The sequence below is a fragment of the Streptomyces sp. NPDC031100 genome (genome assembly GCF_055570785.1).
Genome location: NZ_JBVIGN010000001.1, coordinates 517,784 through 542,815, shown reverse-complemented (window position 1 = coordinate 542,815; position 25,032 = coordinate 517,784). Strand labels below are relative to the sequence as shown.

Annotated in this window: 24 protein-coding genes and 3 pseudogenes; 8 read left to right on the top strand and 19 right to left on the bottom strand. The window is 71.0% G+C overall.

All coding sequences use genetic code 11. The features are described from left to right. Positions 1 to 65 precede the first annotated feature (65 nt). On the bottom strand, positions 66 to 1,988 hold the full coding sequence (locus ACZ5DS_RS02500) for a hypothetical protein (protein ID WP_468233152.1): 1,923 nt from the start codon (positions 1,986 to 1,988) through the stop codon (positions 66 to 68). Between the two features lie 167 nt (positions 1,989 to 2,155). On the opposite strand from ACZ5DS_RS02500, the gene ACZ5DS_RS02495 reads away from it, so the two are divergent. Then, a complete protein-coding gene (locus ACZ5DS_RS02495) occupies positions 2,156 to 2,548 on the top strand; it encodes a hypothetical protein (protein ID WP_468233151.1) in 393 nt (130 codons plus the stop codon). 68 nt (positions 2,549 to 2,616) lie between these two features. On the opposite strand, the gene ACZ5DS_RS02490 is transcribed toward ACZ5DS_RS02495, so the two are convergent. The 4 genes and pseudogenes from ACZ5DS_RS02490 to ACZ5DS_RS02475 form a co-directional block, all read right to left on the bottom strand. After that, positions 2,617 to 4,161 (bottom strand): DUF1996 domain-containing protein, encoded by a 1,545-nt coding sequence (locus tag ACZ5DS_RS02490; protein WP_468233150.1) that lies wholly within the window; start codon positions 4,159 to 4,161, stop codon positions 2,617 to 2,619. A 175-nt stretch (positions 4,162 to 4,336) separates the two neighbouring features. After that, positions 4,337 to 4,990, bottom strand: a complete 654-nt coding sequence (locus ACZ5DS_RS02485) for a response regulator transcription factor (protein WP_468233149.1) — start codon at positions 4,988 to 4,990, stop codon at positions 4,337 to 4,339. Beyond that, entirely contained in the window at positions 4,975 to 6,246 is a 1,272-nt protein-coding gene (locus ACZ5DS_RS02480) for a sensor histidine kinase (protein WP_468233148.1), read from the bottom strand. The genes ACZ5DS_RS02485 and ACZ5DS_RS02480 overlap by 16 nt, the downstream gene beginning before the upstream one ends. Beyond that, positions 6,243 to 6,620, bottom strand: a pseudogene (locus ACZ5DS_RS02475) (IS200/IS605 family accessory protein TnpB-related protein); the annotation flags it as partial. The gene ACZ5DS_RS02480 and the pseudogene ACZ5DS_RS02475, both read right to left, overlap by 4 nt. A gap of 137 nt (positions 6,621 to 6,757) precedes the next feature. Between ACZ5DS_RS02475 and ACZ5DS_RS02470 the strand changes: the two are divergent. Together ACZ5DS_RS02470 and ACZ5DS_RS02465 are read left to right on the top strand one after the other, a co-directional pair. Beyond that, positions 6,758 to 7,222, top strand: a complete 465-nt coding sequence (locus ACZ5DS_RS02470; RefSeq protein ID WP_468233147.1) for a hypothetical protein — start codon at positions 6,758 to 6,760, stop codon at positions 7,220 to 7,222. Positions 7,223 to 7,385: 163 nt separating this feature from the next. Next, a complete protein-coding gene (locus ACZ5DS_RS02465) occupies positions 7,386 to 8,288 on the top strand; it encodes an aminoglycoside phosphotransferase family protein (protein WP_468233146.1) in 903 nt (300 codons plus the stop codon). 54 nt (positions 8,289 to 8,342) lie between these two features. Here the strand turns inward: ACZ5DS_RS02465 and ACZ5DS_RS02460 are convergent, their stop codons facing one another. The 4 genes from ACZ5DS_RS02460 to ACZ5DS_RS02445 all read right to left on the bottom strand — a co-directional run bounded on the left by ACZ5DS_RS02460 (position 8,343) and on the right by ACZ5DS_RS02445 (position 12,018). Then, on the bottom strand, positions 8,343 to 9,401 hold the full coding sequence (locus ACZ5DS_RS02460; protein ID WP_468233144.1) for an NAD-dependent epimerase/dehydratase family protein: 1,059 nt from the start codon (positions 9,399 to 9,401) through the stop codon (positions 8,343 to 8,345). A gap of 66 nt (positions 9,402 to 9,467) precedes the next feature. Beyond that, positions 9,468 to 10,013: a winged helix-turn-helix domain-containing protein gene (locus ACZ5DS_RS02455; RefSeq protein WP_468233142.1), complete on the bottom strand. Its 546-nt coding sequence runs from the start codon at positions 10,011 to 10,013 to the stop codon at positions 9,468 to 9,470. Between the two features lie 351 nt (positions 10,014 to 10,364). Continuing rightward, the gene (glnII, locus tag ACZ5DS_RS02450) at positions 10,365 to 11,396 is read right to left on the bottom strand and encodes a glutamine synthetase (protein ID WP_468233140.1); all 1,032 of its coding nucleotides are present in this window, start codon (positions 11,394 to 11,396) and stop codon (positions 10,365 to 10,367) included. A 157-nt stretch (positions 11,397 to 11,553) separates the two neighbouring features. Then, on the bottom strand, positions 11,554 to 12,018 hold the full coding sequence (locus ACZ5DS_RS02445; RefSeq protein ID WP_468233866.1) for a MarR family winged helix-turn-helix transcriptional regulator: 465 nt from the start codon (positions 12,016 to 12,018) through the stop codon (positions 11,554 to 11,556). An 81-nt stretch (positions 12,019 to 12,099) separates the two neighbouring features. On the opposite strand from ACZ5DS_RS02445, the gene ACZ5DS_RS02440 reads away from it, so the two are divergent. After that, a complete protein-coding gene (locus tag ACZ5DS_RS02440; protein ID WP_468233139.1) occupies positions 12,100 to 12,960 on the top strand; it encodes an alpha/beta fold hydrolase in 861 nt (286 codons plus the stop codon). A 3-nt stretch (positions 12,961 to 12,963) separates the two neighbouring features. Here the strand turns inward: ACZ5DS_RS02440 and ACZ5DS_RS02435 are convergent, their stop codons facing one another. The 3 genes from ACZ5DS_RS02435 to ACZ5DS_RS02425 form a co-directional block, all read right to left on the bottom strand. Further along, complete coding sequence (locus ACZ5DS_RS02435; RefSeq protein ID WP_468233138.1) at positions 12,964 to 13,695, bottom strand: hypothetical protein; 732 nt, start codon at positions 13,693 to 13,695, stop codon at positions 12,964 to 12,966. Between the two features lie 120 nt (positions 13,696 to 13,815). Then, a complete protein-coding gene (locus ACZ5DS_RS02430) occupies positions 13,816 to 14,184 on the bottom strand; it encodes an arsenate reductase family protein (protein WP_468233136.1) in 369 nt (122 codons plus the stop codon). A 36-nt stretch (positions 14,185 to 14,220) separates the two neighbouring features. After that, positions 14,221 to 14,877, bottom strand: a complete 657-nt coding sequence (locus ACZ5DS_RS02425) for a maleylpyruvate isomerase N-terminal domain-containing protein (protein WP_468233134.1) — start codon at positions 14,875 to 14,877, stop codon at positions 14,221 to 14,223. A gap of 251 nt (positions 14,878 to 15,128) precedes the next feature. Here ACZ5DS_RS02425 and ACZ5DS_RS02420 point away from each other — a divergent pair, with 251 nt between their 5' ends. After that, entirely contained in the window at positions 15,129 to 15,443 is a 315-nt protein-coding gene (locus ACZ5DS_RS02420; protein WP_468233132.1) for a hypothetical protein, read from the top strand. 42 nt (positions 15,444 to 15,485) lie between these two features. Here ACZ5DS_RS02420 and ACZ5DS_RS02415 read toward each other — a convergent pair whose 3' ends face one another. Continuing rightward, entirely contained in the window at positions 15,486 to 16,670 is a 1,185-nt protein-coding gene (locus ACZ5DS_RS02415) for a winged helix DNA-binding domain-containing protein (protein ID WP_468233131.1), read from the bottom strand. Between the two features lie 170 nt (positions 16,671 to 16,840). Between ACZ5DS_RS02415 and ACZ5DS_RS02410 the strand changes: the two genes are divergently transcribed. After that, complete coding sequence (locus tag ACZ5DS_RS02410) at positions 16,841 to 18,208, top strand: DUF2252 domain-containing protein (protein ID WP_468233129.1); 1,368 nt, start codon at positions 16,841 to 16,843, stop codon at positions 18,206 to 18,208. 8 nt (positions 18,209 to 18,216) lie between these two features. On the opposite strand, the pseudogene ACZ5DS_RS02405 reads toward ACZ5DS_RS02410, so the two are convergent. Next, a pseudogene (locus ACZ5DS_RS02405) lies at positions 18,217 to 18,552 on the bottom strand (aminoglycoside phosphotransferase); the annotation flags it as partial. 5 nt (positions 18,553 to 18,557) lie between these two features. Further along, the gene (locus ACZ5DS_RS02400) at positions 18,558 to 20,255 is read right to left on the bottom strand and encodes an early set domain-containing protein (RefSeq protein ID WP_468233127.1); all 1,698 of its coding nucleotides are present in this window, start codon (positions 20,253 to 20,255) and stop codon (positions 18,558 to 18,560) included. A gap of 265 nt (positions 20,256 to 20,520) precedes the next feature. On the opposite strand from ACZ5DS_RS02400, the pseudogene ACZ5DS_RS02395 reads away from it, so the two are divergent. Continuing rightward, positions 20,521 to 20,792, top strand: a pseudogene (locus tag ACZ5DS_RS02395) (hypothetical protein). A 16-nt stretch (positions 20,793 to 20,808) separates the two neighbouring features. Here ACZ5DS_RS02395 and pspAB read toward each other — a convergent pair. The 3 genes from pspAB to ACZ5DS_RS02380 all read right to left on the bottom strand — a co-directional run bounded on the left by pspAB (position 20,809) and on the right by ACZ5DS_RS02380 (position 22,830). Beyond that, entirely contained in the window at positions 20,809 to 21,393 is a 585-nt protein-coding gene (gene pspAB / locus ACZ5DS_RS02390; protein WP_468233126.1) for a PspA-associated protein PspAB, read from the bottom strand. Between the two features lie 2 nt (positions 21,394 to 21,395). Further along, positions 21,396 to 22,316: a zinc metalloprotease HtpX gene (gene htpX / locus ACZ5DS_RS02385; protein ID WP_468233124.1), complete on the bottom strand. Its 921-nt coding sequence runs from the start codon at positions 22,314 to 22,316 to the stop codon at positions 21,396 to 21,398. Between the two features lie 256 nt (positions 22,317 to 22,572). Continuing rightward, positions 22,573 to 22,830 carry an SCO2583/SCO2584 N-terminal domain-containing protein gene (locus ACZ5DS_RS02380; RefSeq protein WP_468233123.1) on the bottom strand — a complete coding sequence of 86 codons (258 nt, stop codon included), beginning with the start codon at positions 22,828 to 22,830 and terminating at the stop codon, positions 22,573 to 22,575. Between the two features lie 337 nt (positions 22,831 to 23,167). Here ACZ5DS_RS02380 and ACZ5DS_RS02375 point away from each other — a divergent pair, with 337 nt between their 5' ends. Next, entirely contained in the window at positions 23,168 to 23,410 is a 243-nt protein-coding gene (locus tag ACZ5DS_RS02375; protein WP_468233121.1) for a hypothetical protein, read from the top strand. Positions 23,411 to 23,519: 109 nt separating this feature from the next. Here the strand turns inward: ACZ5DS_RS02375 and glnA are convergent, their stop codons facing one another. Then, positions 23,520 to 24,929 carry a type I glutamate--ammonia ligase gene (gene glnA / locus ACZ5DS_RS02370; protein WP_468233120.1) on the bottom strand — a complete coding sequence of 470 codons (1,410 nt, stop codon included), beginning with the start codon at positions 24,927 to 24,929 and terminating at the stop codon, positions 23,520 to 23,522. Between the last annotated feature and the right edge of the window lie 103 nt (positions 24,930 to 25,032).

Here is a 25,032-nt window from a genome sequence, read left to right as displayed (position 1 = left end):
ACGGGTAAGTCGTCTGAGAACCCCCGTGCAGCACCTTGTTGACGCCGATGTCAGCTAGTCGTCGATCAGTGGAGCCCGCTGATCTGCCGCCCGTCCTTCAGCTTCCCCTGCAGATCGGCCTGTGCCCCCTGCTTGGCCCGGGTCGCAAGCAGCGGCCCCTGCCCCGACGCGGTGACGCCTCCGCTGGTCCGGATCGACGCGGTGTCCGGGCCGCCCGCGGCCAGCAGGTACCAGGTCCCGGCCCGGGACTTCCACAGCACCCCGGCCAGGACCTGCGGGTCGCGCGGACCGCAGGCCGGCACATCGGTGCCCCTGGCCACGACCGCCCCGACCGCACCGCCCGGCGTCCGGAACTGGGCCAGCGCGGCCGTGCCGTCGCCGTGCCAGGTCTCCGCCCTGGTGCACACCCACTGACCCTCACCGCTCGCGTCCGGCAGCGGCTGGTTGGCGAACCCCCAGGCGTTGACGCTGCGCACACCTGCCGAGCGCTCCGCGGCCAGCGAGCAGGCGAACGGTGCCCAGGCACGCAGCCCGTCCGCGCCGACCGCCTCACCAGGGGCGCCGGGGCGTCCGGCGGTGAGGTGGGCCGGGACCAGCTCACCGAGGTCCGTGGCGAGCCGGGTGCCGGAGGCATCGGTCAGCTGGAGCACGTTCCACGAGGTGCAGCTGCCGGTCTGCAGGGCGGGGCTGGTCAGCGGTGCGGTGATGCCGTCGGTCACGGTGAGGGGCGCCGCGGCGGCGTCCGGCTTCATCAGGTCCCGCGCGGCGGCCTTCGTCACCCACGGGGCGGTCAGATAGCGGACGTTGCTGTCGGAGCGGCCGAGCACCAGCGCGCTCGCCTCCGCGCCGGTCGCGCCGTCGACGCGCGCGAAGTCCAGGGCGGCGCCCGCGGTGCCCTCCTTGGGCTCGGCGTAGCGGGCGATGCGCAGGCCGTCGTAGAGGATCACCACGCGCGCGTTGTCGACCTCGCCCGCGTACAGCAGCTGGGGCGGGCCGGCCGGGCCACCGGTCTGCGTGCCGGGGGTGGCCGAGACCCGGACCGTCTCCCCGGGGCGGGCCCAGACGGCGAGGGCGCGGCGCAGCAGAGCCTTGTCGTGGGTGAGCGGGCCGCGCGCGGGCCACACGGAGAAGTCGGTGCGGGCGGCGGACTGCCATGCCGTCGGGGCCGCCCGGGTCAGCCGGCCCGGGTCGAGAGCGGCCTCGGCGGCCGCGTTCTGCGCGTACAGGGGCGCGGCCGCGCCGTCCGGGCCCCAGCCGCCGCCCGGCAGGGCCACCAGCGCCCCGCACACCGCGAGCGCGGCCGCCGCGGCGAGCGCCGCCTTGGCGTGCTGGCGGCGGCGCATCAGATCCGTGGGCCGAGCCTGCAGCGAGCAGGGGTCGAACTCGGGGGCGGAGAGCAGCGTGTCCTGCGCGGGCACCCCGTTGGCCTCCGCCAGCGCGGACCCGGCGTCCTCGGCCCCGGCGGACTCCAGGACGCCGTGGACGTCCTCGTCGGGCAGTTGCTCCAGGCCGCGCAGCACGTACGCGGCGCGGGCCGGGCCGGACAGGGCGGACAGCCGCTGGTCCAGGGCGAGTTCGTCGGCGCCGCCGGAGCGCGGGAACAGGCGCAGGCCCCACACCTGGGGGAGCAGCGGCGGCAGCTGTGCGAGCCTCGACAGGCCCTTGCGGGGAGCGGCCGCCTCCAGCGCCGTGCGCAGGACCTGGAGGCGGACGTAGGCGTACCCGGGGTCGTCCTCCCGGCCCGAGGCCTGGGCCGGGATCACGGACGCCGGCTTGCGGCCCCGGGGCAGGGCGCGCTGGGTCAGGGCGTGTGCCGTCAGCACCCGGCGGCTGCGGCCGAGGCCCGGTGGCAGTACGAGGTAGGCGAGCCGGACCAGCCGGGGGTAGTGCTCGACGAGCGCGGCCTCGGCCTGCGCGAGGCTGACCACCGGGCCGGCGGCTCCGGAGGAGGAGGGTGCTTGAAGCTGGGCTACATCCTGTGACTGCACGTCCGGGAAAACGAGCGAACCGTTGGTTGGTCACCGGCGTGTCCGCCTCCGCCTCCGGCGCGTCGCACACCTGTGCCCGAGAGGGCGGCGGATTTGAGCGGACCGCGTCCCGGAGCCGTATCCGAGAGGACTGGGGCATGCTTGGCCCATCGGGACCGGAGGAACGGATGAGGTTGACGCGACTGATGATCGGCGCCGCGGCGGCACTGACGCTGGCGGGCTGTGGTGCGAGCGGCGGCACGAAGGCGGTGCCGCCGGCCGCCACGGGCAGCCTGGAGAGCCTGGCCGCCGAGGTGAAGTGCAAGCCGAACATGCAGACCGACGCCGACGAGATCCGCCAGGCCCTGTGCCGCAACGGCGACGGGAAGTTCGTCCTCGCCACCTTCGCCACCGACCGCGGCCAGCGCGAGTGGATCAACGACGCCAAGGACTACGGCGGTTACTACCTCGTCGGCCGCAAGTGGGTCGCCGTCGGCGACGACGGCGTCGTCAAGGCGCTGCGCGGCACGCTCGGCGGCGACGTCGAAGTGGGTGCGAACCACCACGCCCACAGCGGCTGACCTGTTCGGAGCAGAAGAAAAGCGGGCGGTGGGAGATTCCCACCGCCCGCTTTCCTAGGGGGTGTTCACTACGCGCACCGCTGGCCGCTGTTGATGCAGTTCGCGATCTTGTTCGCCAGGCCGCCGGTCGTGACGCTGATGAAGTCGTCGTGGTCGGTGGCCGCCTTGTGGAGCTGCTCCGGGAAGCCGTCCACCGCGTAGGCGTTCTTCACCTGGCCGTTCTGGATGGTCGGCGGGGTGATGTCGTACACCAGGCGCATCTTCAGCTGCGGGATCGCCTTGAAGCCGTTCCCGCAGACACCGCTCGCCGGGTCGGCGAAGGCCACGTGCGTGCGGTGGTTGGCGCTGTCGATGTTCTGGCCGTCCCAGCAGCTCTGGAAGGCGAACGTACGCACCACCTTGCTGCCCTGCGGGCAGATCGGGTACTGCGTCGTCAGCTGCACCTTGTTCTCGAAGCCGGTGCAGCTCCAGTGGGCGTTGGCGTTGGCCAGACCGTTGGTGGTGGTCTTGGCGTCACCGGTGATGATCCGCAGGAACTGCGGCATCGCGACGACCTTGCTCGCAGGGCTGCCGACGTACTTGATCTGCGCCGAGACCGGCGTCAGGATCTTGCCGACGTTGCCCTCCTTGCCACCGCCGTCGTTGTTCTGGTCGAAGTCCTGCGAGCCGTCCTGGATACGGACCACCGGCCAGTAGTACGACGACAGGTCGTTCTTGTTCTGGCAGCTGGTGCCGCCCTGCAGGAACGTCTGGTTGCTGGAGAACGCGTTGACCTTCTGGTTGCCGACGTAGTCGTGCAGGTGGTGCGCGCCGTTGGCCACGCCGGGCGCCACGATCACGTTGTCGGTGTTGTGGTTCTTGTTCGCGTTCACACCGCAGCGCGTGGTGAACGTACCGGTCGAGGCGTTGCCGGTCCTGGCCGGCTTGCCCTGGACGTTCGGCGCGACCTTCGTGATGTCCACGAAGTCGGCCGCGACCGGGCCGTTGCCGGCCTGCCCGCCGATGTTCTGCTGCTGCCCGGCGCCGCCCTGCTGCTGCCCGCCGTTCTGCTGCTGGCCACCCGTGTTCTGCTGCTGACCACCGGTGTTCTGCTGCTGGCCGCCGTTCTGCTGCTGCCCGCCGGCCGTGGTCTGGTTGGCGGTCTGCGTCGTACAGGCGGCGAGCTGGCTCAGCCAGTTGTTGACGGAACCGCCGACCCGCTGGATGTCGATCCTGATCCGGTCGATCGTCGCGGCCCGCTTCTCCTTGAGGGGACCGACGATCGCGTTCTGCACGAAGCTCGGATCGTTCGTCTGCGACTGCCGGGTGGAGGCGAGCCGGTTGTAGGCCTCGGTGATCTGCCGGTCGAGGTTCGCCAGCTCCGTCGCCACGCCCTGGCGGGCTGCGTTCGGCACGTTCGTCAGCTTCTGGCCGACGTCCGGGCAGGAGATCGTCGCGACCTGCGCCGTCGAGGCCTTGGTCTGGTTGCCTCCCCACGCTTGGTTGTTCGACTCGTGCGCCGAGGCGTAGAAGTTCGCCCAGATCAGCCCGCCCCCACCGAGCGCTAGGGCCGCCGATGCGGCAATGGCCTTGGTGGCCAGCGGCGTACGGCGTTTTCGTGTGTTGCGTCCCATGGAACTCCTCTGACTTCCTTGCGGGGCAGCATCGAGGCGCCCGACAGGAGTGAAGCGGCGCCCTTCCATACGGACGCCGCCCCAGAGGTGTTCAGCCGCCTCACAAATTAATCAGAGGAATACGCCGCCCACAGGCCTCAAATGCCCGCTGAGCAGCGGAAGTTGACCGGGAGGTTCAGCGGTCGCGGTCGAGATAGGCGAGCACCGCCAGAACGCGACGATTGTCGTCGTCCGACACCTCGAGGCCCAGTTTGGTGAAGATGTTGGAGGTGTGCTTGCCGATGGCCCGTTCCGTCACCACCAGCTGCGCGGCGATCGCCGCGTTCGACCGGCCCTGCGCCATCAGCTCCAGCACCTCCCGCTCCCGCGGGGTGAGGTTGCCGAGCGGCCGGTCGTCGGCCGCCCGCCGCGACAGCAGCTGCTGGATCACCTGCGGGTCCATCGCCGTACCGCCCGCGGCGACCCGTCGTACCGCGTCCACGAACTGATCGGCGTCGAAGACCCGGTCCTTGAGCAGATAGCCCACCCCGCCGCTGCCGTCGGCGAGCAGCTCGCGCGCGTACAGCTGCTCCACGTGCTGGGAGAGGACCAGCACCGGCAGCCCGGGCCGCTCCCGCCGGGCCCGCAGCGCGCACTGCAGGCCCTCGTCGGTGTGCGTGGGCGGCAGGCGTACGTCGACCACGGCGACGTCGGGCTGCAACTCGGCGAGTGCGCGGGTGAGTTCGGGCCCCGACTCGACGGCGGCCGCGATCTCGAAGCCGTAGGCCTCCAGCAGCCGGACCAGTCCGTCGCGCAGCAGGAAGAGGTCTTCGGCTAGGACAACGCGCACGGGATCTCCATCGTCACCAGGGTGGGACCGCCCGCGGGACTGCTGACGGCCAGGACGCCGTCGAATGTACCCAGTCGGCGCTCGACGCCGGCGAGCCCCGAGCCCGCGCCGATCGCGGCGCCGCCCCCGCCGTTGTCGGTGACCGTGATCCGCAGCGTGCCGTCGGCGTGGTGCAGGTCCACCCAGACCCGGTCGGCGCCGGAGTGCTTGACGGCGTTGGTGAGCACCTCGCTGACCGCGAAGTAGGCGGCGGACTCGACGGGCGCGTCCGCGCGGCCGGGCAGCTCCACGTTCACCTCGCTGGGCAGCGGCAGCCGCAGCGCCAGCGCCCGTACGGCGTCCCCGAGCCCGCGTTCGGCCAGCACCGGCGGGTGGATGCCGCGGACCAGGTCGCGCAGTTCCTCCAGGGCTTCCACGGAGTTCCGGCGGGCCTGGGAGAGGAGCTTCTTCGCCTGCGCCGGGTCCTTGTCCAGCAGCATCTCGATCGTGCCGAGGTCCATGCCCATCGCGACCAGCCGGGCCTGCGCCCCGTCGTGCAGGTCCCGCTCGATGCGGCGCAGTTCGGCGGCCGAGGTGTCCACGGCGTCGCGCCGGGTCTCGGTCAGCACCCGTACCCGTTCGGCGAGTTCGCCCTGCTCGGTGGCGAGGACGGCCCGGGTGAGCCGGAAGTGGACCGTCAGCAGGCGCGGGGTGAGGCGGTAGGCGGCGACCAGGAGGACCGCGGCGGTGGCGGCGGCGCCGAGCGCGGTCGGCTGGTTGCTGACCGGCACGAAGCCGTACCAGTAGGTCTGGCCGTCCGCGAGCACCCGCCACAGCCCGGCCGCCACCGCGAACCCCTCGAAGGGGTAGAAGAACAGCACGGCCGGCAGCAGGGCCGTGACGAACCCGGCCGTCATGTCCACCGGCAGCCACAGCAGGTCCCGGTGGACCTGCGGGTCCCGCAGCAGGGCGAAGGTGCGCGTCCAGGGGTTGGCGCCCTCGGGGATCGGCCGGTAGGCCGACGGGATCCGTACCCCGCACCACTCGGCCGCCAGTTCCCGGCGCTTGTCCGCCAGCGCCCGCACCGCGGTCAGGATCGCCGGGGTCGTGACGAGGCCGACGCCGATCGGGATGAGCGCGAGGGAGACGAGGGTCAGGACGAGGAACAGCACGGAAAGGGGCAGTACGGACACCGCCAGCGTGAGTCCCTGTACGGCGGCCAGCACGACCTCTCGGGCTCGCGCACGGGCCCGGCCGTTCTTCGTTTCGGTGTTCATGCGGAAAGTCTCGCCGACTCGTTGGTCCCGGTCACTGGGGTCAAGCCCACGTCTGGGGGGTGTGGCTGGCACCACCGTTTCCAAAGACTGACGGGGTTGCGAGTAGTGCTGGTGAGGGGTTGCTGCCAGTGCTGGGCGCCCCACTTCGAGGTGTAGGCCGGGTCCACCGCGACGACCGCAACACCCTGCTCGGCGGCCATCGCTGTCAACCGGGACTTCAGCCGTGTCGTGGGGAAGCGGGAGATGAGGCGGCGGAAGCGTTTGTTGCGGCCGTACTTCTCGCGTGTCCTGCTGTCGGTGCAGTCGAGGTCCTCGATCGCGATCGCCGCGGCCCCGCACCGTCGGGTGTGGTGCAGCAGCGTGGTCAGGGCATGTCCGTGACGGCGAGTTGGGGCTGTTGCTGCAGCTCGTCAGGGTGGTCTTGCGCGACGGCCCGTCCACGGGGACGGTGGACGGGCCGCAAGGTGTTTCGCGTTTGGGGAGCAACAAGAGCACACGGGGGCGATGCACTGTGCAGTGGACAGACAAGGTAGAAGCGCTCGCTGCAGCCGTCGGAAGCGCGGCCGCACTCGTCGGTCTCGCCGCAGTCATCGTGCAACTGCGGCACCTCGCAGAAGGACTCCGGTCATCCGCCCGTCGCGCCACCTATGACATCGGTGTCCAGATCAAGCTGACCCTCATCGAACACCCTCACCTGCGACCTTTCTTCTTCGACAACACCCCAGCTCTTCCTGATCACCCAGACGCCAGCAGAATCGCCTCACTCGCCGAGCTCTACTGCATCTACTTCCAGGAGATTGCGGAACAGTCCCACAACGTGAGCCCCAAGAACCGCATTGCCTGGGAGTCGCTTGTGCGATCCATGTACCAATCGAGTCCTCCCATTCGCAGTCAATTCGAGCGCCAGCTCTCCTGGTACTCGGCGGAACTCCGGGAAGTCGTCGAGCTTCTTCAGCGTGAGCTGGATACTCCCTGAAAACCCTGTGCAGTAGGACGCGATCAGGTCGCTGATCCCGGGTCGGCGATGCGGGCTTCGAGGTCGGCGACGCGACGGTCCTGGAAGCGAAGGTTGGAGCGGGCGGCCTTGAGCCCTTCCTCGGTGTTCAGGGCGCGTTCGCGCAGCAGTACTGTGGCTTCGCGTGACCGACGCTGAGATTGAGATCACCGCAGACTTGGTCCACGACCTTCTGCAGGAGCAGCATCCGGACCTTGCAGGGCTGGCCATCCGCGAAGTAGTCGGCGGATGGGACAACCAACAGTGGCGCCTCGGGGACAAGTTGGCCGTGCGTATGCCGCGTACAGAACGTGCCCCGGATCTCCAGCGTAAGGAGCGCCGATGGCTGCCCGTCCTGGCCCCCCGCCTGCCGCTCCCGGTCCCGAACCCTGTGCGGATCGGTGAACCGTCCGCGCGCTTCCCGAAGCCCTGGACCATCATGACGTGGGTTTCCGGCGAGCCACTGGACTACACCTCGATCAGCCGCGGCAACCATGCGGCCGACACTCTTGCGGGCTTCCTCAGGGCGCTCCATGTGGAGGCGCCCGTCGATGCGCCGACCAGTTCGGACCGCGGCGCTCACCCCAAGAAGTACACGGACGGCTTCGACCACTTCCTTCAAGCCGTTGCACCCGGCAGCATCGCCGACGAAGTCCGGTCCGTCTGGGACGATGCCGTAGCGGCACCCGAGTGGGAGGGCCCGCCGGTATGGGTGCACGGTGACCTTCATCCCGCGAATGTCGTCGTTTCGGATGGGACGCTCTCGGGTGTGATCGACTTCGGTGACATGTTCGCCGGCGATCCGGCGTGGGACCTCGCGGCCGCATGGGTGGTCCTTCCCGCAGACGCCGCCTCACGCTTCTTCGACGTGTACGCGCTTGCGGACGAGGCGACGATCCGGCGCGCCCGCGGGCTGGCTGCTCTGAAAAGCCTGTTCCTCATGCTTATGGGCCAGAACGGAGACCGGGGTCTTCCTGGCGGCAAGCCGACATGGGGACCCGCAGGCCGGGCAGCGCTCGATCGTGTTCTGAGAGGCGGTGTGATGTAGACACGGAGCGACCAGCCTCAGGGGTGCACCCGACACGGCGCCGGCAGGCGGTACTCACTCATGCTCGCTGCAACACACTTGAGTTCGATCGAGTGGCGGCAGCTCCGAACCCCCGCCCCCGGCCAACACCTTCGCCTCCGCCTCCGGGGCCAGGCCCTTGGCCGTCCGGTCCGGGCGCTGCGGCGCGGTGCCGCCGATCTCCGTCAGCCACCGCCAGGTGTCCGCGACGGTCTCGCCGGCCGACCGGCACACCAGTCCCGTGGCCAGGGCACGGGACACGTCCGCGCGGTGCACCGCGTCGTACATCTCGCCGTCCGGCGGCACCCACACCGGCAGCTCGGTCCATGGCTCGATCCCGGCGTCCAGGATCACCTCCGGGTCGGTCCAGCGCAGTTCGGCCCCCGCGCCGGTGACGTCGACGCACGCCCGCAGCAGCTCACCCATCGTGGTGTGGCCCGGCGGGCTCACCAGGTTGTACGGCCCGCTCAGCTTCTGTTCCACCGCCCCGGTGAGCCAGTCGGCGAGGTCGCGCACGTCGATGTACTGCACCGGCAGATCGTGCGGCCCGGGTGCCAGGACCGGGCCGCCGCGGGCGATCCGGGTCAGCCACCAGGGGAGCCTGCCGACGTTCTCGTACGGGCCGAGGATCAGCCCGGCCCGCACCAGCAGCGAGCACTCCGTGCCGAAGGCCTCGACGGCGGCCAGCTCACCGCCCCGTTTGTCGCGCGCGTAGTCGGTCGCCTCCGCGTCGGCGGCGGCGCCCTCGACCAGCGGAGTGTCCTCGCCGGCTCCCGGGGGCCAGGGCCAGGAGTACACCGACCGGCTGGAGACGTACACGTACCGTCCGGCACGGCCCCGCAGCAGCCGTGCCGCCTCGTGTACGGCGCGCGGCGCGGCCGACCAGGTGTCGACCACGGCGTCCCAGGTGTTGTCGTCCGCGGCGAGGGCGGCCAGGCCGTCGGCGGCAGTGCGGTCGCCGTGCAGCGACCGCACCCCCTCGGGAGGCCGGTGTCGTCCCCGGTGGAAGACGGTCACCTCCCAGCCGCGCCCGAGCGCGGCCTCCACGACGGCCCGCCCCACGAACTCCGTACCGCCCAGCACGAGAAGTCTCATACCGGGGAGCGTGCCCGGTACGGGCCCGGGAGGGAAGGGCTGTCTGCCGTCGGCAGACAGCCCGGGTCAACGCCCCGTCGGCGGTGTGTACTTGTAGCCGACCCGGCGCACGGTCTGGATCGTCCCGCGGTGCTCGACGCCCAGCTTGCGCCGCAGCCGGGCGATGTGGACGTCGACGGTGCGGCCGTCACCGACGTGGCCGTACCCCCACACCGTGGTGACCAGCTGGTCGCGGGTGTGCACCCGGTGCGGGTGGGCCACCAGATGGGCGAGCAGCTCGAACTCCAGGTAGGTGAGGTCGAGTTCGCGGCCGTCGACCGAGGCGGTGCGCTGCACGGTGTCGATGCGGACGAGGGGGTCGCCGGTGTCGCCGGGGCGGTCGGCCGGCACGGCGTGCGGGCGGTCGGCCGGGATGAGGACGAGGTATCCGACCATCGGCGGCTGCCCCGGCAGCCTGGGCAGGGTGTGCTGGGGCGCGGGCAGCCAGGTGGCGCCCGGCGGCAGGAACTCCGCGACGTCGATCACCTCGTCGGGGTCGACGGCGCGCAGTCGGTGCCGGGCAGGGGAGGTGACAGGGACGGAGGACAGAGAACGAGTGGTCGTGGTCGCCATGAGAGGTCAGCTCTTTCGCGCGAGAGGGTCGTCTGGGGACGTACGTCGTGCGCGCTGGCCGAAGGCCGGGGTGTACGGCTTTAGAGGGCCCGCGCGTTCATCGCGCGACAACACACCCGGTCGAAGTCGTGGTGCTGACGGGAAGGCCAGAAGGGCTCCAGGTCATGGCGACCCGTAGCGCGGTACTTCCGGAGGCTGGCCATGGACCCATTGAAGCAGATGAGACACCTGGGCAGGAGTCTCCTCTCACTGCTCGGACGGCTTGTCCGAATCGGCGTCCCACAGTGTGGACAACGCGAAGGGGCGCCCACCTTGGAGGTGGACGCCCCTTCGGGAGCCGTCGGGCGTGGATCAGACCTGGCCGGCCTTCTCCAGGGCGGAGCAGCAGGTGTCCACCAGCAGGCGGGTCACCACGTACGGGTCGACGTTGGCGTTCGGGCGGCGGTCCTCGATGTAGCCCTTGCCGTCCTTCTCGACCTGCCACGGGATACGGACCGAGGCACCGCGGTCGGAGACGCCGTAGGAGTACTTGTCCCAGGGGGCGGTCTCGTGCAGGCCCGTCAGGCGGTCGTCGATGCCGGCGCCGTAGTTCTTGACGTGGTCCAGCGGCTTGGAGCCCTCACCGAGGGACTCGCAGGCGGTGATGATCGCGTCGTAGCCCTCGCGCATCGCCTTGGTGGAGAAGTTGGTGTGCGCGCCCGCGCCGTTCCAGTCGCCCTTGACCGGCTTCGGGTCCAGGGTCGCGGAGATGCCGAAGTCCTCGGCGGTGCGGTACAGCAGCCAGCGGGCCACCCACAGCTGGTCGGAGACCTCCAGCGGGGCGAGCGGGCCGACCTGGAACTCCCACTGGCCCGGCATGACCTCGGCGTTGATGCCGGAGATGCCGAGGCCCGCCTTCAGGCAGTTCTCCAGGTGGGCCTCGACGATCTCGCGGCCGAAGATCTCGTCGGCGCCGACACCGCAGTAGTAGCCGCCCTGCGGGGCCGGGAAGCCGCCCTCGGGGAAGCCCAGCGGGCGGGCGCCGTCGAAGAAGGTGTACTCCTGCTCGATGCCGAAGATGGGCTCCTGCGCGGCGAACTGCTCGGCGACCTCGGCGAGCGCGGCACGCGTGTTGGACGAGTGCGGGGTCATGTCGATGTCGAGGACCTCGCACAGCACCAGGATGTCGTCGCCGCCGCGGATCGGGTCCGGGCAGGTGAAGACCGGCTTGAGCACGCGGTCCGAGGAGTGGCCCTCGGCCTGGTTGGTGGAGGAGCCGTCGAAGCCCCAGATCGGCAGCGCGTCGAGACCGGCCGGAGCACCCGTGATGATCTTCGTCTTGGAACGAAGCTTGGCCGTCGGCTGGGTGCCGTCGATCCAGATGTACTCAGCCTTGAAGGTCACGGGGCCACATCCTTCGGGGGTGGGTCGGGCGCACTCGGTGCGGGTGCTGCGGCGCTGCGGCACCGGGGCGCCGCGTCGATCTGCCGCGCAGCCTGTCAACAGGCGATTTCCCGTCCATTGCTCGTGTGTGAACCCCGTGTTACCTGGTGATTCTGTGTCACGGCGCACATTGTGAGGTGCCGTCGGGCGGGGTATGGGAGCCCTCCGCCGCGGCTTGCCGAACCCCGTCGAGGAAGCCCCGGATGGCTGCCCGCTGTTGGTCGTCGTAGCCGCGCAGCAGCTCCACCGACCGCTCGATCAGCGGCCCGAAGAAGGACCAGCCGAGTGCCACGGCGCCGTCGGTCACCTCCACGACGACCTTGCGCCGGTCGGCCTCCCCGCGCACCCGCCGCACATGGCCTGCCCGCTCCAGCCGGTCGAGCAACGCCGTCGTCCCCGCCGAGTTGAGCCCGAGCGCGGCCCCGAGCCGCCCGGCGGTCGTCTCCTCGCCCGCCCGCCGCGCGTCCATCAGCGCGATCAGGGCGCGTACGTCCGTGGGGTGCATGCCGTTCCGGTCCGCGAACCGGGCGCTGTGCAGGCCGAGTTCGACGGCGACGGCACGCAGCAGGTGGACGATCTCCATTTCGGGCTGCACGCGAGGCCTCCGAGGTTATTATCTCGCCGAGCGAATATCTTGCTGGACGAGATAATAGGGGGCGGTCTCATGGCCGGATACGACGGTGAGGTCTTCCGGGTTGCGTACGACAAGGTCCTGGCGAAATGGCCTGCCGGGCGGGAGGCGCTGACGGTCGCCACGCCCTTCGGCGCCACCCGGGTCAACGCCTGCGGCCCGCGGGACGCGCCCCCGCTGCTCCTGCTGCCGGGCGGCGGCGGAGAGACCTCGGTGTCCTGGTACGGCCGGCTCACGGAGTTGGCCCGGATCCGCCGCATCTACGCCCCCGACCTGATCGGCGCCCCCGGCCTGAGCGCCCCGGCCGCCGACCGCCACCCCCGTACGGTCGCCGACCTGGCCGCCTGGCTGGACGCCCTCCTGGACGGCCTCGGCGTGGCCGATGCCGACCTGGGCGGACACTCCTACGGCGCCTGGATCGCCCTGCACTACGCCCTGTGCACACCCGCCCGGGTACGCCGCCTGTTCCTCCTGGATCCGACCCAGTGCTTCGCCGGATACAAGGCGGCGTACCTGCTCCATGCCCTGCCGATGCTGCTGCGGCCCTCGCCCCGCCGGGTCCGCGCCTTCCTGGAGTGGGAGACCGGGGGAGCGGCCTCCTTGGATCCCGACTGGCTCGCCCTCCAGGAGGCGGCCGCGGGCTTTCCGTCCGTGAAGCCGGTGACGGGCCCGCGCCCGGCGCCGGACGCGCTGCGCGCCCTGGACGTGCCGGTCCTGCTGCTCGTGGCCGCGAACAGCAGAACCCATGACCCCACCGAGGTGGCGGGCCGGGCGGCGGCCGTGCTGCCGCACGTGGAGACCGGCGTACTGCCGGAGGTCTCGCACCACGCGCTGCCGCAGGCGGCACCCGCCGCGCTGACCCGCCGCCTCACCGACTTCCTGTCGGGCGGCTGAGCCTCACCCCACCTTCTCGATCACCGCGCGGCGGATGAGGAACTTGCCCGGCTCCCGGACCTGTTCGAAGGCCGCGTTGTTGAGCAGGACGCAGCTGCCGGAGACCGAGGTGACCTTCACCGTCGTGGACTTGTTGTTGTCCAGGTTGGTGACCTTCAGGGTCGTCCCCGCCGGGAACTGGCTACTGGACGCGGCCGGGGCGCCGCCCTCGCCGGAGAGCGTGACCGTCGAGCCCTTGCACACCTGCTGGCCGGAGGCCGCGGCAGCGCCGCCGCCGTTGTTCCCCGCGGCGCCGGTCTGTGCGGGCTGCGCGCCCTGCTGAGCGTTGCCCTGCTGGCCGGCCTGCTGACCGTTGCCCTGCTGACCAGTGCCCTGCTGGGCGTTGCCGTTCTGCGCCGCCTGGGAGCCCTGAGCCGACTCCCCAACCGTGCAGCCGGCCGCCTTCTGCTGGACCTCGATCTGCTGGATGACCGCCTCGCGGTTGGCGATCCGGGCCGCCGACTGCGCGTCCGGTTTCGCCTTCTGGTCCGCGATGAACTTGTCGTTGTTGCCGTGGGCCGTGGCCAGCCCCTGGCACACGGTCGAGTTCCCGGCGGACAGCGTCTTGGCGTTCTGCGGGCTCTGCGCGGCGTTCGAGGTGGTCGCCAGCGCGAAGGCTCCGCCGCCCGCCACCGCCGCGGCGCTGACGAGCAGCGCGAGCTTCTTCTTCGTGCCGAGAGTTCTCCTGCGCGACATGCGCGCCTCCTGAAGAGGTAGGGGAGCGTACGTCGCTATGTACGAGATGCCGAACGAGGTTACTCAGCGGTTGCCGGAGTTCGCCGAAGTAACCTGTGTCACAGCGGAGTTGAGCCCCGCTCAGCTCTTCCTTCGGGAGAGCGCCTCCTGCACGGCCTCCTCGGTGCGGCCCACCAGGGCGGTTCCGTCGTCGGCGGTGATGATCGGGCGCTGGATGAGCTTGGGGTGCTCGGCGAGGGCCGTGATCCACCGGTCCCGCGCGGTCGCGTCCCGCGCCCACTCCTTGAGCCCCAGCTCCTTGGCGGCGGCCTCCTGGGTGCGGGTGATGTCCCACGGTTCGAGGCCGAGCCGGTCGAGTACGGCCCTGATCTCGTCCTCGCTCGGCACGTCCTCCAGATAGCGGCGGACGGTGTAGTCGGCCCCCTCGGCATCGAGGAGGCTGAGCGCGCTGCGGCACTTCGAGCAGGCCGGGTTGATCCAGATCTCCATGCGGCCCACGGTACGCGAAACCAGCCTTCCCCCTGCTCAGCCGAGGATGAGCGGCAGCCGCGCGGCGAAGCCGCCCAGCGCGGCCCGCTCCGCGTCGGTCGGCGTGCGCCGTCCGGTGCCGACCAGCAGCGCGTCCCGGTCGGAGAAGGAAGCGGGGAACGGGGCCCCGGCGATCTTCTCCAGCTGCGCGCGTGCCGCCGCGAGGGTCTCGGCGGGCGGCTCGGTGGCCGACGGCAGGTGCGCGACCAGGTCCAGGTGGTGCAGGGTCCATTCGAGGACGTACGCGGACAGGTAGTCGCCGATGGTCAGCACCTTGTCCTGGGTGCTGACGCGGCCCGCGGGATCGGCGAGTTCGGCGGCGCGGCCCGCGGCGGAACCGACGTCCTCCAGGTGGAACTTGAGCCACCGGGGCTCGCCGTAGGCCGCGGCCAGCCGGGGGATCAGGGCGTCGAGCGGGTTTTCGCCGGTCGGGGGTGCGTCGAGGAGATCCCAGTAGGTGACCGCGTCCGCGGTCGGCTCGGTCCCGGCGGGCGTGACCAGGGTGATCAGGACGTCCTGGGCGTCGATGACCAGGTGGCACACCAGGTCCCGCACGAGCCATCCCCTGCAGCCGGACGGCCGCTCGAAGTCCTCGTCCGGGAGGTCGGCCACCGCCGTGCGCAACGCCGTCCACGAGCGTGAGAAGAGATCCACTCCGGCACGGTAACGACGGACCGCAAGGGCCGACAAGCGCATTACCCCGAAGCGGTTCTGTTCGAATTTCTGTCGCCCCATGCGCACCTCGCGGACCTGTCGTGACGCGGCGCCAATTCCCTTGTTCACCTGGCTGTTTGCTCACCTCGGCACACTCCTCGTTGTCAGTGGTCGGCAGTAGACTGGAGGCAGTGTTCGAGGGCATCGCCGGGGCGTTCCGGTGGGTGCCCGACCGCGACAGGAGGATGCCTGTGCCCGCTGCCGCCCTGAAGTCCAAGCCGTTGCCGACCCAGTCCACCGCCAAGCGTGCCGTCCGGCTCGACTCGCCCTACGCGCCGACGGACAAGCGACCGCTGCCGGCCGGACGGCCGCGCGAGTGGTACGTCATGCACAACCGGCGTCTGAAGGCCATGCGCCTCGCCATAGCCCTGCTCGACCTGGGGATCTACCTGCCGAACCAGGCCCACAACGACACGATCCGCAGCACGGCGGAGAAGATCGGCGTACACCCGCCGTCGGACACCACCTGCCACATGGTGCGGGCGTTCATGCGCTACAGCCGGTGAACCGGTTCCGGGTGCCCTGCGCCGGTGCGGGGCACCCGGTCCTCACGCCGACAACTCCCGCTCCCACGGCGTCCGGAAGCGCGGCGTCACCTTCGTCGCCCCCACCCACCCGCGCAGCCGCTCCGCCTCCGCGGCCACCGCCGCCTCGGCCTCCCGGCGGACGCCCGGCTCGGGGATCCGCCAGACGATCTCCCCGTCCGGCCGCTGGGCCCAGCCGCCCACCACCCGGCCGTTCCACCACACCGTCGGACCCACGTTGCCGCTGCGGTCGAAAAGGTGCGGGCGCAGGTCGGGAGCCAGATACCAGTCGCGCTCCTGCCAGGCCATGGCCGTCGGGTCGAGGCCGGGGAGCAGGGCCGCCCAGGGCTCGCCCGGGGCCGGAACCGGGTCCGTGTCGCCCTCGACGACGTACCCCGTGCCCTCCTCCAGCAAGACCTCCTGTGCGCCGATCGCGGACAGGGCGCGGCGCACCTCGGTGACTCTCCAGCCCGTCCACCACTTCAGGTCCGCCTCCGATGCCGGGCCGCAGGCTCGCAGCCAGCGCTCCAGCAGATCCGCCTGGGCCCGGGCCGCGTCCAGCTCGGGATGCTCCGGCGCCGGAGCCCAACGGAACTGACTGGACGTCCAGGAGCCGAGCGGGCGGCCGCGGACCACCTTGCCCTCGACGCCCAGCACGCGCAGCAGGCGGGAGGAGACCGTGTGGACGCCCTCGTAGCTCTTCCCCGCCGCGTACACGAACTGCTCGCGCAGGCGCGGCTCGTCCGCCGTCAGCTCCGCCGCCGTGGCCTGTCCGCGGCGCGTCAGCGCGGCCAGCGCGGACGCCTCGACCTCCGCCAGCCAGGCCGCGTCCGGGGCGCCCGCCCTGGCCATGTCCTTGAGCAGGGAGGCACGTTCGCGGGCGGCCACGGTCAGGCCCGTCGAGGCGTGGACGACGGCCGTCAGATCGGTCGGGAACACGAACACCGTGTGCCGCATGCCGTGCATCCGGACCAGCGTGCGGTCCTCGTACAGCGCCCGCTCCGTCTCGGGCACCGCCTTCGCCGGGTCGGTGAGCCGGGCCGCCACCGCCAGGTACACCGTCGCCGGGTCCGTGCCGTGCAGGGCCACCAGCGAGGCCGCGACCTCCTCGGGGGTCGCCGCCCGTGCCGTACCCGCGAGGCGGTGCCGCAGGGCCAGCCGGGCCCGCCGCTCCGCCACGTCGATGTGCCGCCGCCGTCCGTCACCCATGCCCGGCCTCCCGGTCGTCCACCATGCCTGCCTGCATGGTCGCAAACGCCACTGACAACCGGCCCCTTCACCCGTTCGCCGGACTCGGCATGCGCCCACCCCCACCTGGGCTTTTCACTGCGATCAGGAGGTGACGGGAACCACGAGAACCCGCAGGAAGAGGCTGCCCCATGAGCACCCCCGAGGACCGCGTCGCGCGCTCGGGCCCCGAGGACCGCGCCCGGCACGGCAAGGAGGCCCGCAAGCGCGTCCCCCGGTCCACACACGCCTGCTGGCTGCCGTCGGCCGACCGGGCAGACCCTGTCGCCACCCTGGAGCGGCAGGGCCGGGACCGGCTGACCGAGCTGCTGCCGATCCGGTACGGGAGGATGGCCGCCTCGCCGCTGGCCTTCCTGCGCGGCGCCGCCGCCGTGATGGCCGCCGACCTCGCCGTCCAGCCGCACACCGGGCTCACCGTGCAGCTGTGCGGCGACGCCCACCTGCTCAACTTCGGGCTCTACGCCTCCCCGGAACGTGCCCTGCTCTTCGACCTCAACGACTTCGACGAGACCTTTCCCGGGCCCTTCGAGTGGGACGTCAAACGGCTCGCGGCCAGTGTGGCCGTCGCCGCCCTGGAGAACGGCCACAGCACCGCCCGCGCGTGGGCCGCCGCCCACGCGGCCGGCACCGGGTACCGCACCGCCATACGCCGGATGGCCGGACTCGGCGAGCTGGCCGTCTGGTACGAGCAGACCGACGCCGACAGCCTGCTGCCCCTGGTCCGCTCCGCCCGCCGCAGGCGCCGCCTGGAGTCCAGCCTCACCCGGGCCCGCCGCCGTACCAGCCTCCAGGCCCTCGGCAAACTGACGGAGGTGATCGACGGGCGGCGCCGGATCGTCCACGACCCGCCGCTCCTCGAACCCGCCGGCGCCCCGGACATGGCCTCCCTGCGCAAGATCTTCAGCGACTACCGCTCCACCCTGTCCGAGGAGCGCCGCCACCTCCTCGACCGCTACCGCTTCGCCGACGCCGCCCGCAAGGTCGTTGGCGTCGGCAGCGTCGGCATGCGCTGCTTCATCGTCCTGCTCGCCGGACGCGACGCCGACGACCCGCTGTTCCTGCAGATCAAGGAGGCGCGGAACTCGGTGCTGGAGGACCACCTGCCGGTCGGGCCGTACGTCCATCCCGGGCACCGGGTGGTCGCCGGGCAGCGGCTGCTGCAGTCCGCCACCGACATCTTCCTCGGCTGGATGAACGGACCGCAGGGCCGCGCCTTCTACTGGCGCCAGCTGCGCGACATGAAGGGTTCCGCCGAGGTCGCCGGCATGGACCCGGCGGGGCTGCTCGCCTACGCCCGCCTCTGCGGCACCACCCTGGCCCGCGCCCACGCCCGCTCCGGCGACCGCATCGCCATCGCCGCCTACCTGGGCACCGCCGACACCTTCGAGCGGGCCGTCGCCGACTTCGCCCTGGCCTACGCCGACCAGGTCGCCGCCGACCACGCCACCCTCGGCGCGGCCATCGCGGCGGGGGTGGTGCCGGCCGAGCCGGGGGTGTGACCGGCCGCTCAGCCGTACCGCTCCAACAGCCCGCGCACATACGCCTCCAGCCGCCCGCCCAGCACCTCCGGCGTCAGATCCGTGCGCCCCAGCTCACGCCACGGTCCGGCCAGCTTCTCCGCGTCGGGGGAGTAGGCCAGGGCGTCCAGCAGCCGCCAGTACAGGTGGTCCGGCCCGTCCGCGAGCCCGGCGCCGCCCTGCTCCTCGTACCGGTCCCGGAAGGCCAGCCCCTGCTCGGGACCGTGCAGCAGGGCCAGGGCCGTCGAGCTGGGGGCACCTCCCACGCCCTTAAGGCAGTGGGGGAGGGCGACGTCGAGGTCGGCGGGGCCCCACGAGGTCTCCACCGTTCCTAGGGGACTTGGCCGGTGTTGGCCAACTCGCCATGAACCGGACGTGTGGTCCGGTGGCCCTCCGAACGGTCTTGAGGGCCGGGGAACAGCGCGAGCTGGTCACTGTGGCACGGTCGGGTCTTGCCGCCCTGGGTGGGCGTGCCCGCTGTCCTGGGTGGGCTCGCGGTCCCGCACACCCTCGGCAGGGACACGGCCTGGCCGGTAGCTCTCCCCGCGCTCATCCTCCGGTGAGCGGGGGTCACACCTGGCCGACGCCGAATCCCAAATCCGAGGGCGCGCCTGCCGATGGCCACCCCGGCTGCATGGTGCCGGGTGACCTTGGTCTTCTTCGATTGCTCCTGCAAGGGTGTGGTCCAGTGCTGCCCGCCCCAGCGGCTGGTGTAGGCCGGGTCGACCGCGACCACCACAAGGCCGGCGTGATACGCCATGCCGCGCAGCCGTTCGCGGAAGCGGGCGGTGGGGATCCCCGCCACCGTGCGGCGGAAGCGTTTGCCGCGCCTGCCGCGGCCCATGGTCTCCCGTCCGGTGGCGCGGGCCTCGGCAAAGCCAAGATCCTCGATCGCGATCCCGGCACAGCCGTGCTCGCGGGCGAGGGCGGTCAGGTCGCTGATCGCGCCGCGCAGTCGGCCGTCCCGGGTGGCGGTCGGGCCGGTCAACTCCAGCGGGACCGTGAGGGGTTCGCCGATGGGGTTGCCGTGCACATCGAGGATGTAGGCGGCGAGGTGGTCGGCGTTCAGGTCGACCCCCAGCAACCGCGCGCCGGAGGCCTTGAGCTCGTCCGGGGTGGGCAACACCATCTTGTCGGCCGACCAGGACGCGTCCAGATACCACCTGCCACTGCCCGGGTCGCAGACGATGTCATAGCGCACCGCCCGGTGAGCGCTGACCCGGTCGAGCCACTCGCCGTGCCGGTGCTGGAAGGCCACGGTGCAGGCCAGCTTGTAGCGGCCCCGGGGGGCGTTGGCCAGGTGCCGCAGCGGCTCCGGCAGCACGATGGTCACCGAGCCGTCGGACGAGTCGACGGTGATCGTGTAGTTGCCGTGCTGGGCGCCGGACTCGCCGTCGGCGGTCAGGAACAGCCGCTCGGCCTCCCAGCGGTGACGCCATTCCGTCTCGGTCAGGCGGGCGTCGGCAAGGTGGTGCCGCAGCCTGGCCAGGCTGCGTCCGCCGACCGTGATGGACGGGCGCCCGGCGGCGATCCGTGCCTCCACCACGGCGAGCCGCGCCTGGAGCACGTGCAGGCGGCGCTGCTTCTGGGCCCGTTCGTTCTGGTCGGCGTAGCCGCGCACACCGCTCTTTGAGCGCTTGCCGCATGGGGCGGCCAAGCGGCGGCTGATGGTGCGGATCGCCCGGTGCAGCCCGGCCCGCTCGCCGTACAGGCAGCGCATCGACAGCTGGTACTGATCCTCGCTGGCACGGGTCATCGCTCCGGCCCAGCGGGAGGAAGACACGATGGTGAGCTTCTTCTTCCGTTCCGCCCACCGCGTGTCCTTGGCCGCGACCTGGCCGATCCTGACGCGCTCTGCCAAGTCGGCCCGCTGACAATGCCCGAGGTGCTCGCCCACCAGGCGCAGCACCTTCTCATCGGACGCCTCCAGGCGCAGCCGGTCCCGGATTCGTGCGCCCGACGGCGGAGGCACAGTGAACGGAGGCGCCAGCACTCGCAGTTCCCGCTTCTTCCCTCGTCTGCGCGCCACCAGCCATCCCCCTTCCCCGGTCACCTAGAACTCGGCGGTCAGCACCGATCATGTGTTCCAAACACCCGCGCGATCACGGGAACCGGCCCCGTTCACCCGTACGGACGACGCATCGGCCAACTGCGGCCAAGAACCTGGCCAACAGTTGCTCACCGCAGCGCCACACGGAAAACGGGATGCACGCGTGGTGACGGCGTCCCTACGCTGAACAAACGTCGCGAAGCCGACACGTCCCCCATCCGCACTCACCCTACGGAGGTCCGTCATGAGTGGCATCGTCATCACCGGGACCGTCGTCCTGGTGATTCTCGGATTCGCAAACCACACCTGGTGGCTCGCCGCCGCCGCACTGCTCTATCTGTACGTGAAGTACGGCCGGGGCTCGCCCGGCGCCCCCCGCCGGCCGGCCCGGGCGCGCTGCCCGACTCCTACCGGGCGTACCGCGAGCGCCGGGACCGCCAGGCCAAGTGGGAGCGCCGCTACCGTCGTGAGCGCCCCTACGAGGCCCGGCGCCAGGAGCGCGAGAAGAGCAGGTGAGCAGGGGAGCCCCCGGTCACAGGCCGGGGGCACCCCACACCGGGAACCAGCGGCTCAGGTCCTGCTCGATCCTGAGGTCACTCGCGAGCTGCGCCTTCACCTGCAACTCCAGCGCGCTGTCCCGGCGTTCGGCGGTGCCGGGCAGGGGCGCGAAGGGATAGAAGGTGCCGCGCTTGTAGAGGTAGACGAGGGCCAGCCGCCGTCCCCGCTCGTCCTCGAACGCGGCGAGGGAGCACAGCAGCTGCGGACCGAAGCCGTTGACCTCCATCGAGCTGTTCACCGCGTGCAGGTCGTTGACCAGCTGGGGCAGCTGGTCGGGGGACCGCCGGGAGACCAGCCAGGAGTAGCCGTAGCCGTCCTGGGTCAGTTCCACCGGGGGACCGGTGCGGTCGGCATCCGCGTCGAGCAGGGCCTGGACCTCCCGGTGGGTCTGCTCGAAGGCCGCGCCCTCGACCGTGGCGAAGCACACCGCGCCGACCCCGGTCGGCGTGAACCCGGCCGCCGCCTGGAGGGTCACCGCCGCCGAGGGCAGCGCGAACAGCTGGTCCAGATCGGGCGCGACGGGCTTCGTACGACCGAGCAGGATGTCCAGCAGGCCCATGCTCAGCCCGCCTTCCCGGGAGCCGCCGCCTCACCCAGCTCCGCGGAGATCCGGCCGAGCTGCTCCAGCCGCTGCTCCAGGGGCGGGTGGGTGGAGAAGTACCGCTCGATGCCGGGCTCCTTGCCGGTCGCCGGCGTGAAGTAGAAGGCGTTGAAGGCCTGGGCCGTGCGCAGGTCCTTGGTCGGGATCCGGGCGATGTCCCCGGAGACCTTGGTGAGCGCGGACGCCAGCGCCGAGGGCCGGCCGGTCAGATGCGCGGCCGCCCGATCGGCCGCCAGCTCACGGTACCGGGACAGGGCCCGGATCAGCAGGAAGCTGATCGCGTACACGGCCGCCGAGACCCCCATCACCGCGGCGAACACGACGGCGGTGTTCTGGTCCCTGCGGCCCCCGCCGAAGAGCTGCGAGTAGAAGGCGAACCGCACGATCAGCCCGGCGATCACGCCGAGGAACGACGCGATCGTGATCACCGCGACATCCTTGTGCGCCACGTGCGACAGCTCGTGCGCGAGCACACCCTCCAGCTCGGCGGGCTCCAGCCGCCGCAGCAGCCCCGTGGTCACGCAGACCACGGCGTGGTCGGGATTGCGCCCGGTCGCGAACGCGTTCGGCATGTCCATCTCGGACACGGCGACCACCGGCTTGGGCATGTCCGCGATCGCGCACAGCCGGTCCACCACCGCGTGCAGCTCGGGATACTCCTCCCGCTCCACGACCCGCCCGTGCATGGCGAACATCGCGATCCGGTCGGAGAACCAGAACTGGGCCACGAACATCGCCCCGACCAGGACGACGACCAGCAGCCAGGACTTCAGCAACGCGATCAACGCGGCGACGAAGGCCACGTACAGCAGCCCGAGGAGGAACATCGTGACCGTCATGCGCACGGTCAGCCGCCGATCGCTCCGGAAGCGGCTCTGCATCTTGCATCACCCCGCAGTCAGGCACTCGTCCCGCTGTCCAGTGTGCACCTGCGGAATCCCATGAGGAGGCCGCGAGCAGACCTAGGGGCAGCAAAGGCTTCCTGGGGGTCGGCAACCGGTCACCCCTGCGCTCGCGCAGGGGGACCCCCATCGCGTCGCCGCCCTCCTCCGCCTTGCTGCTGGACGCACCAGGCCCCGCTCACCTGCGCTGATCAGGCGCCGCTACTTTCCTCCGACCTGATCCGCCGGACAGGCCCTAGTACGGAGAACGCAGCTGCGCGTACCCCAGCAGGACTATCACCACGGCCACGCAGCCGAGTACCACGGCCGTCGACACCCATGACGACCGTCGCGGTGCCCCGTGCTCCGGGTCGGCGCGGAACGGTGCCGGGTCCGGCGGGTTCTCCTTCCAGCGGGCGGCGAGCATGCGGGCCCGGGCGGAGGGCTCCTTGTGCTCCGCGGAGTTCGCCCACCTGTGATCGAACTCGCGCTCCCAGTCGTCCTGTTCGGTCATCCCCGTTCAACCTCTCTCGTCGGACAGAACCAGGGTGATGATCCCCCGAAAGTAGGAATCCTGGGAAGCGCAGAAGGTTGCACGGACGGCCGCCGATTCCCGGCCGATCTCGTCAGGATGCTGGGCGGTCGCCGGGCGGCTAGCATCTACAGGTGAGAGCCGCGCCACAGGGTGCGCCAGACGTGCGCAATCCCCGTATCGCAGGGGACTGAGAGCCCTGTTTCCTCTACTCGGGCGGCAAACCTACGACCACGCCGGGCATCGCGCTCCGGGATCGTGGCCATCCGTCTCGTGCCTCGAAGGCGACCGCACGAGGGGGTGGAAGGAGGGCAGATCGATGAATGCACATCGCGCGAGGCGCCTCGCCGCCGCGTCCGCCATCGGCGTCCTGATGGCGAGCGGGCTGGCGATCGGCACCGCCGGTACCGCGTCGGCAGCCACCCCGACCCAGGTCACCACCCACCGTGGCTGCTGGTGGAACAACTGTGGCTTCGGCTTCAACAACGGCTTCGGCTTCAACAACGGTTTCGGCTTCAACAACGGCTTCGGCACGGGCGTCGTAGTGATCGTTGTGGGCTGAGAAGGCGGTGTGACAGAGCTCTGAGCACGGCGGAGGGCCGCCACCTGCGGCGTTCGCAGGTGGCGGCCCTCATGCTGTCGTCCGACGTCGTGACCGCCGGGCAGTCATGTCACACGTCGAAGTACAGCTCGAACTCGTGCGGGTGCGGGCGCAGCTGCAGCGGGGCGATCTCGTTGGTGCGCTTGAAGTCGATCCACGTCTCGATCAGGTCCGGCGTGAAGACGTCGCCCTGGAGGAGGAACTCGTGGTCGGCCTCGAGCGAGTCGAGGACGGCCGGCAGCGAGGTCGGGACCTGGGCCACGTTCGCGTGCTCCTCGGGAGCCAGCTCGTAGAGGTCCTTGTCGATCGGCTCGGCCGGCTCGATCTTGTTCTTGATGCCGTCCAGGCCCGCGAGGAGCAGGGCGGAGAAGGCCAGGTACGGGTTGCCGGAGGAGTCCGGGGCGCGGAACTCGACGCGCTTGGCCTTCGGGTTGGAGCCGGTGATCGGGATACGCATCGCGGCGGAGCGGTTGCGCTGCGAGTACACCAGGTTGATCGGCGCCTCGAAGCCCGGCACCAGACGGTGGTAGGAGTTCACCGTCGGGTTGGTGAAGGCCAGCAGCGACGGGGCGTGCTTGAGGATGCCGCCGATGTAGTAGCGGGCGGTGTCCGACAGGCCCGCGTAGCCGGCCTCGTCGTAGAACAGCGGGTCGCCGTTGCTCCACAGCGACTGGTGCACGTGCATGCCCGAGCCGTTGTCACCGAAGATCGGCTTCGGCATGAAGGTCGCCGTCTTGCCATTGCGCCAGGCGACGTTCTTCACGATGTACTTGAACAGCTGCAGGTCGTCCGCGGCGGCGAGCAGCGTGTTGAACTTGTAGTTGATCTCGGCCTGGCCGGCGGTGCCCACCTCGTGGTGCTGGCGCTCGACCTGCAGGCCGGCGTTGCCCAGCTCCAGGGAGATCTCGGCGCGCAGGTCGGCGAAGTGGTCGACCGGCGGGACCGGGAAGTAACCGCCCTTGTAGCGGACCTTGTAACCGCGGTTGTCCTCGAGCGCGCCTGTGTTCCAGGCGCCCGCCTCGGAGTCGATGTGGTAGAACGACTCGTTCTCGGACGTCTTGAAGCGCACGCTGTCGAAGACGTAGAACTCGGCCTCGGGACCGAAGTACGCGGTGTCCGCGATACCGGTCGACGCGAGGTAGGCCTCGGCCTTCTTGGCCACGTTGCGCGGGTCACGGGAGTACTGCTCGCCCGTGATCGGGTCGTGGATGAAGAAGTTGATGTTGAGGGTCTTGTCGCGGCGGAACGGGTCGACGCGGGCGGTGGACAGGTCGGCGCGCAGGGCCATGTCGGACTCGTGAATGGCCTGGAAGCCGCGGATCGAGGATCCGTCGAAGGCGAGCTCGTCGTCCGGATCGAACGCCTCGACCGGCACCGTGAAGTGCTGCATGATGCCGGGCAGGTCGCAGAAGCGGACGTCGATGAACTTGACGTCCTCGTCCGCGATGAACTTCTTGGCCTCGTCGGCGTTCTGGAACATCCAGCTCCTCCTACTCCCGACCGTCCCGCCGGGGTGGTAGATCGTTCGTGCGGCCAGTGCGGTGGCACACGCTGCCTCGACCCTAGGGACGGGTGATTTCTCG

Bases quoted from the DNA above. Each gene is read 5' to 3' on its own strand.
- ACZ5DS_RS02495 (WP_468233151.1), top strand. From the start codon at position 2,156: ATGAGGTTGACGCGACTGATGATCGGCGCCGCGGCGGCACTGACGCTG.
- ACZ5DS_RS02375 (WP_468233121.1), top strand. From the start codon at position 23,168: ATGAATGCACATCGCGCGAGGCGCCTCGCCGCCGCGTCCGCCATCGGC.
- ACZ5DS_RS02490 (WP_468233150.1), bottom strand. From the start codon at position 4,161: ATGGGACGCAACACACGAAAACGCCGTACGCCGCTGGCCACCAAGGCC.
- ACZ5DS_RS02440 (WP_468233139.1), top strand. From the start codon at position 12,100: ATGGCCGGATACGACGGTGAGGTCTTCCGGGTTGCGTACGACAAGGTC.
- ACZ5DS_RS02445 (WP_468233866.1), bottom strand. From the start codon at position 12,018: ATGGAGATCGTCCACCTGCTGCGTGCCGTCGCCGTCGAACTCGGCCTG.
- ACZ5DS_RS02415 (WP_468233131.1), bottom strand. From the start codon at position 16,670: ATGGGTGACGGACGGCGGCGGCACATCGACGTGGCGGAGCGGCGGGCC.
- htpX (WP_468233124.1), bottom strand. From the start codon at position 22,316: ATGCAGAGCCGCTTCCGGAGCGATCGGCGGCTGACCGTGCGCATGACG.
- ACZ5DS_RS02410 (WP_468233129.1), top strand. From the start codon at position 16,841: ATGAGCACCCCCGAGGACCGCGTCGCGCGCTCGGGCCCCGAGGACCGC.
- ACZ5DS_RS02455 (WP_468233142.1), bottom strand. From the start codon at position 10,013: ATGGCGACCACGACCACTCGTTCTCTGTCCTCCGTCCCTGTCACCTCC.
- ACZ5DS_RS02480 (WP_468233148.1), bottom strand. From the start codon at position 6,246: ATGAACACCGAAACGAAGAACGGCCGGGCCCGTGCGCGAGCCCGAGAG.
- glnA (WP_468233120.1), bottom strand. From the start codon at position 24,929: ATGTTCCAGAACGCCGACGAGGCCAAGAAGTTCATCGCGGACGAGGAC.
- ACZ5DS_RS02380 (WP_468233123.1), bottom strand. From the start codon at position 22,830: ATGACCGAACAGGACGACTGGGAGCGCGAGTTCGATCACAGGTGGGCG.
- ACZ5DS_RS02460 (WP_468233144.1), bottom strand. From the start codon at position 9,401: ATGAGACTTCTCGTGCTGGGCGGTACGGAGTTCGTGGGGCGGGCCGTC.
- pspAB (WP_468233126.1), bottom strand. From the start codon at position 21,393: ATGGGCCTGCTGGACATCCTGCTCGGTCGTACGAAGCCCGTCGCGCCC.
- ACZ5DS_RS02430 (WP_468233136.1), bottom strand. From the start codon at position 14,184: ATGGAGATCTGGATCAACCCGGCCTGCTCGAAGTGCCGCAGCGCGCTC.
- ACZ5DS_RS02435 (WP_468233138.1), bottom strand. From the start codon at position 13,695: ATGTCGCGCAGGAGAACTCTCGGCACGAAGAAGAAGCTCGCGCTGCTC.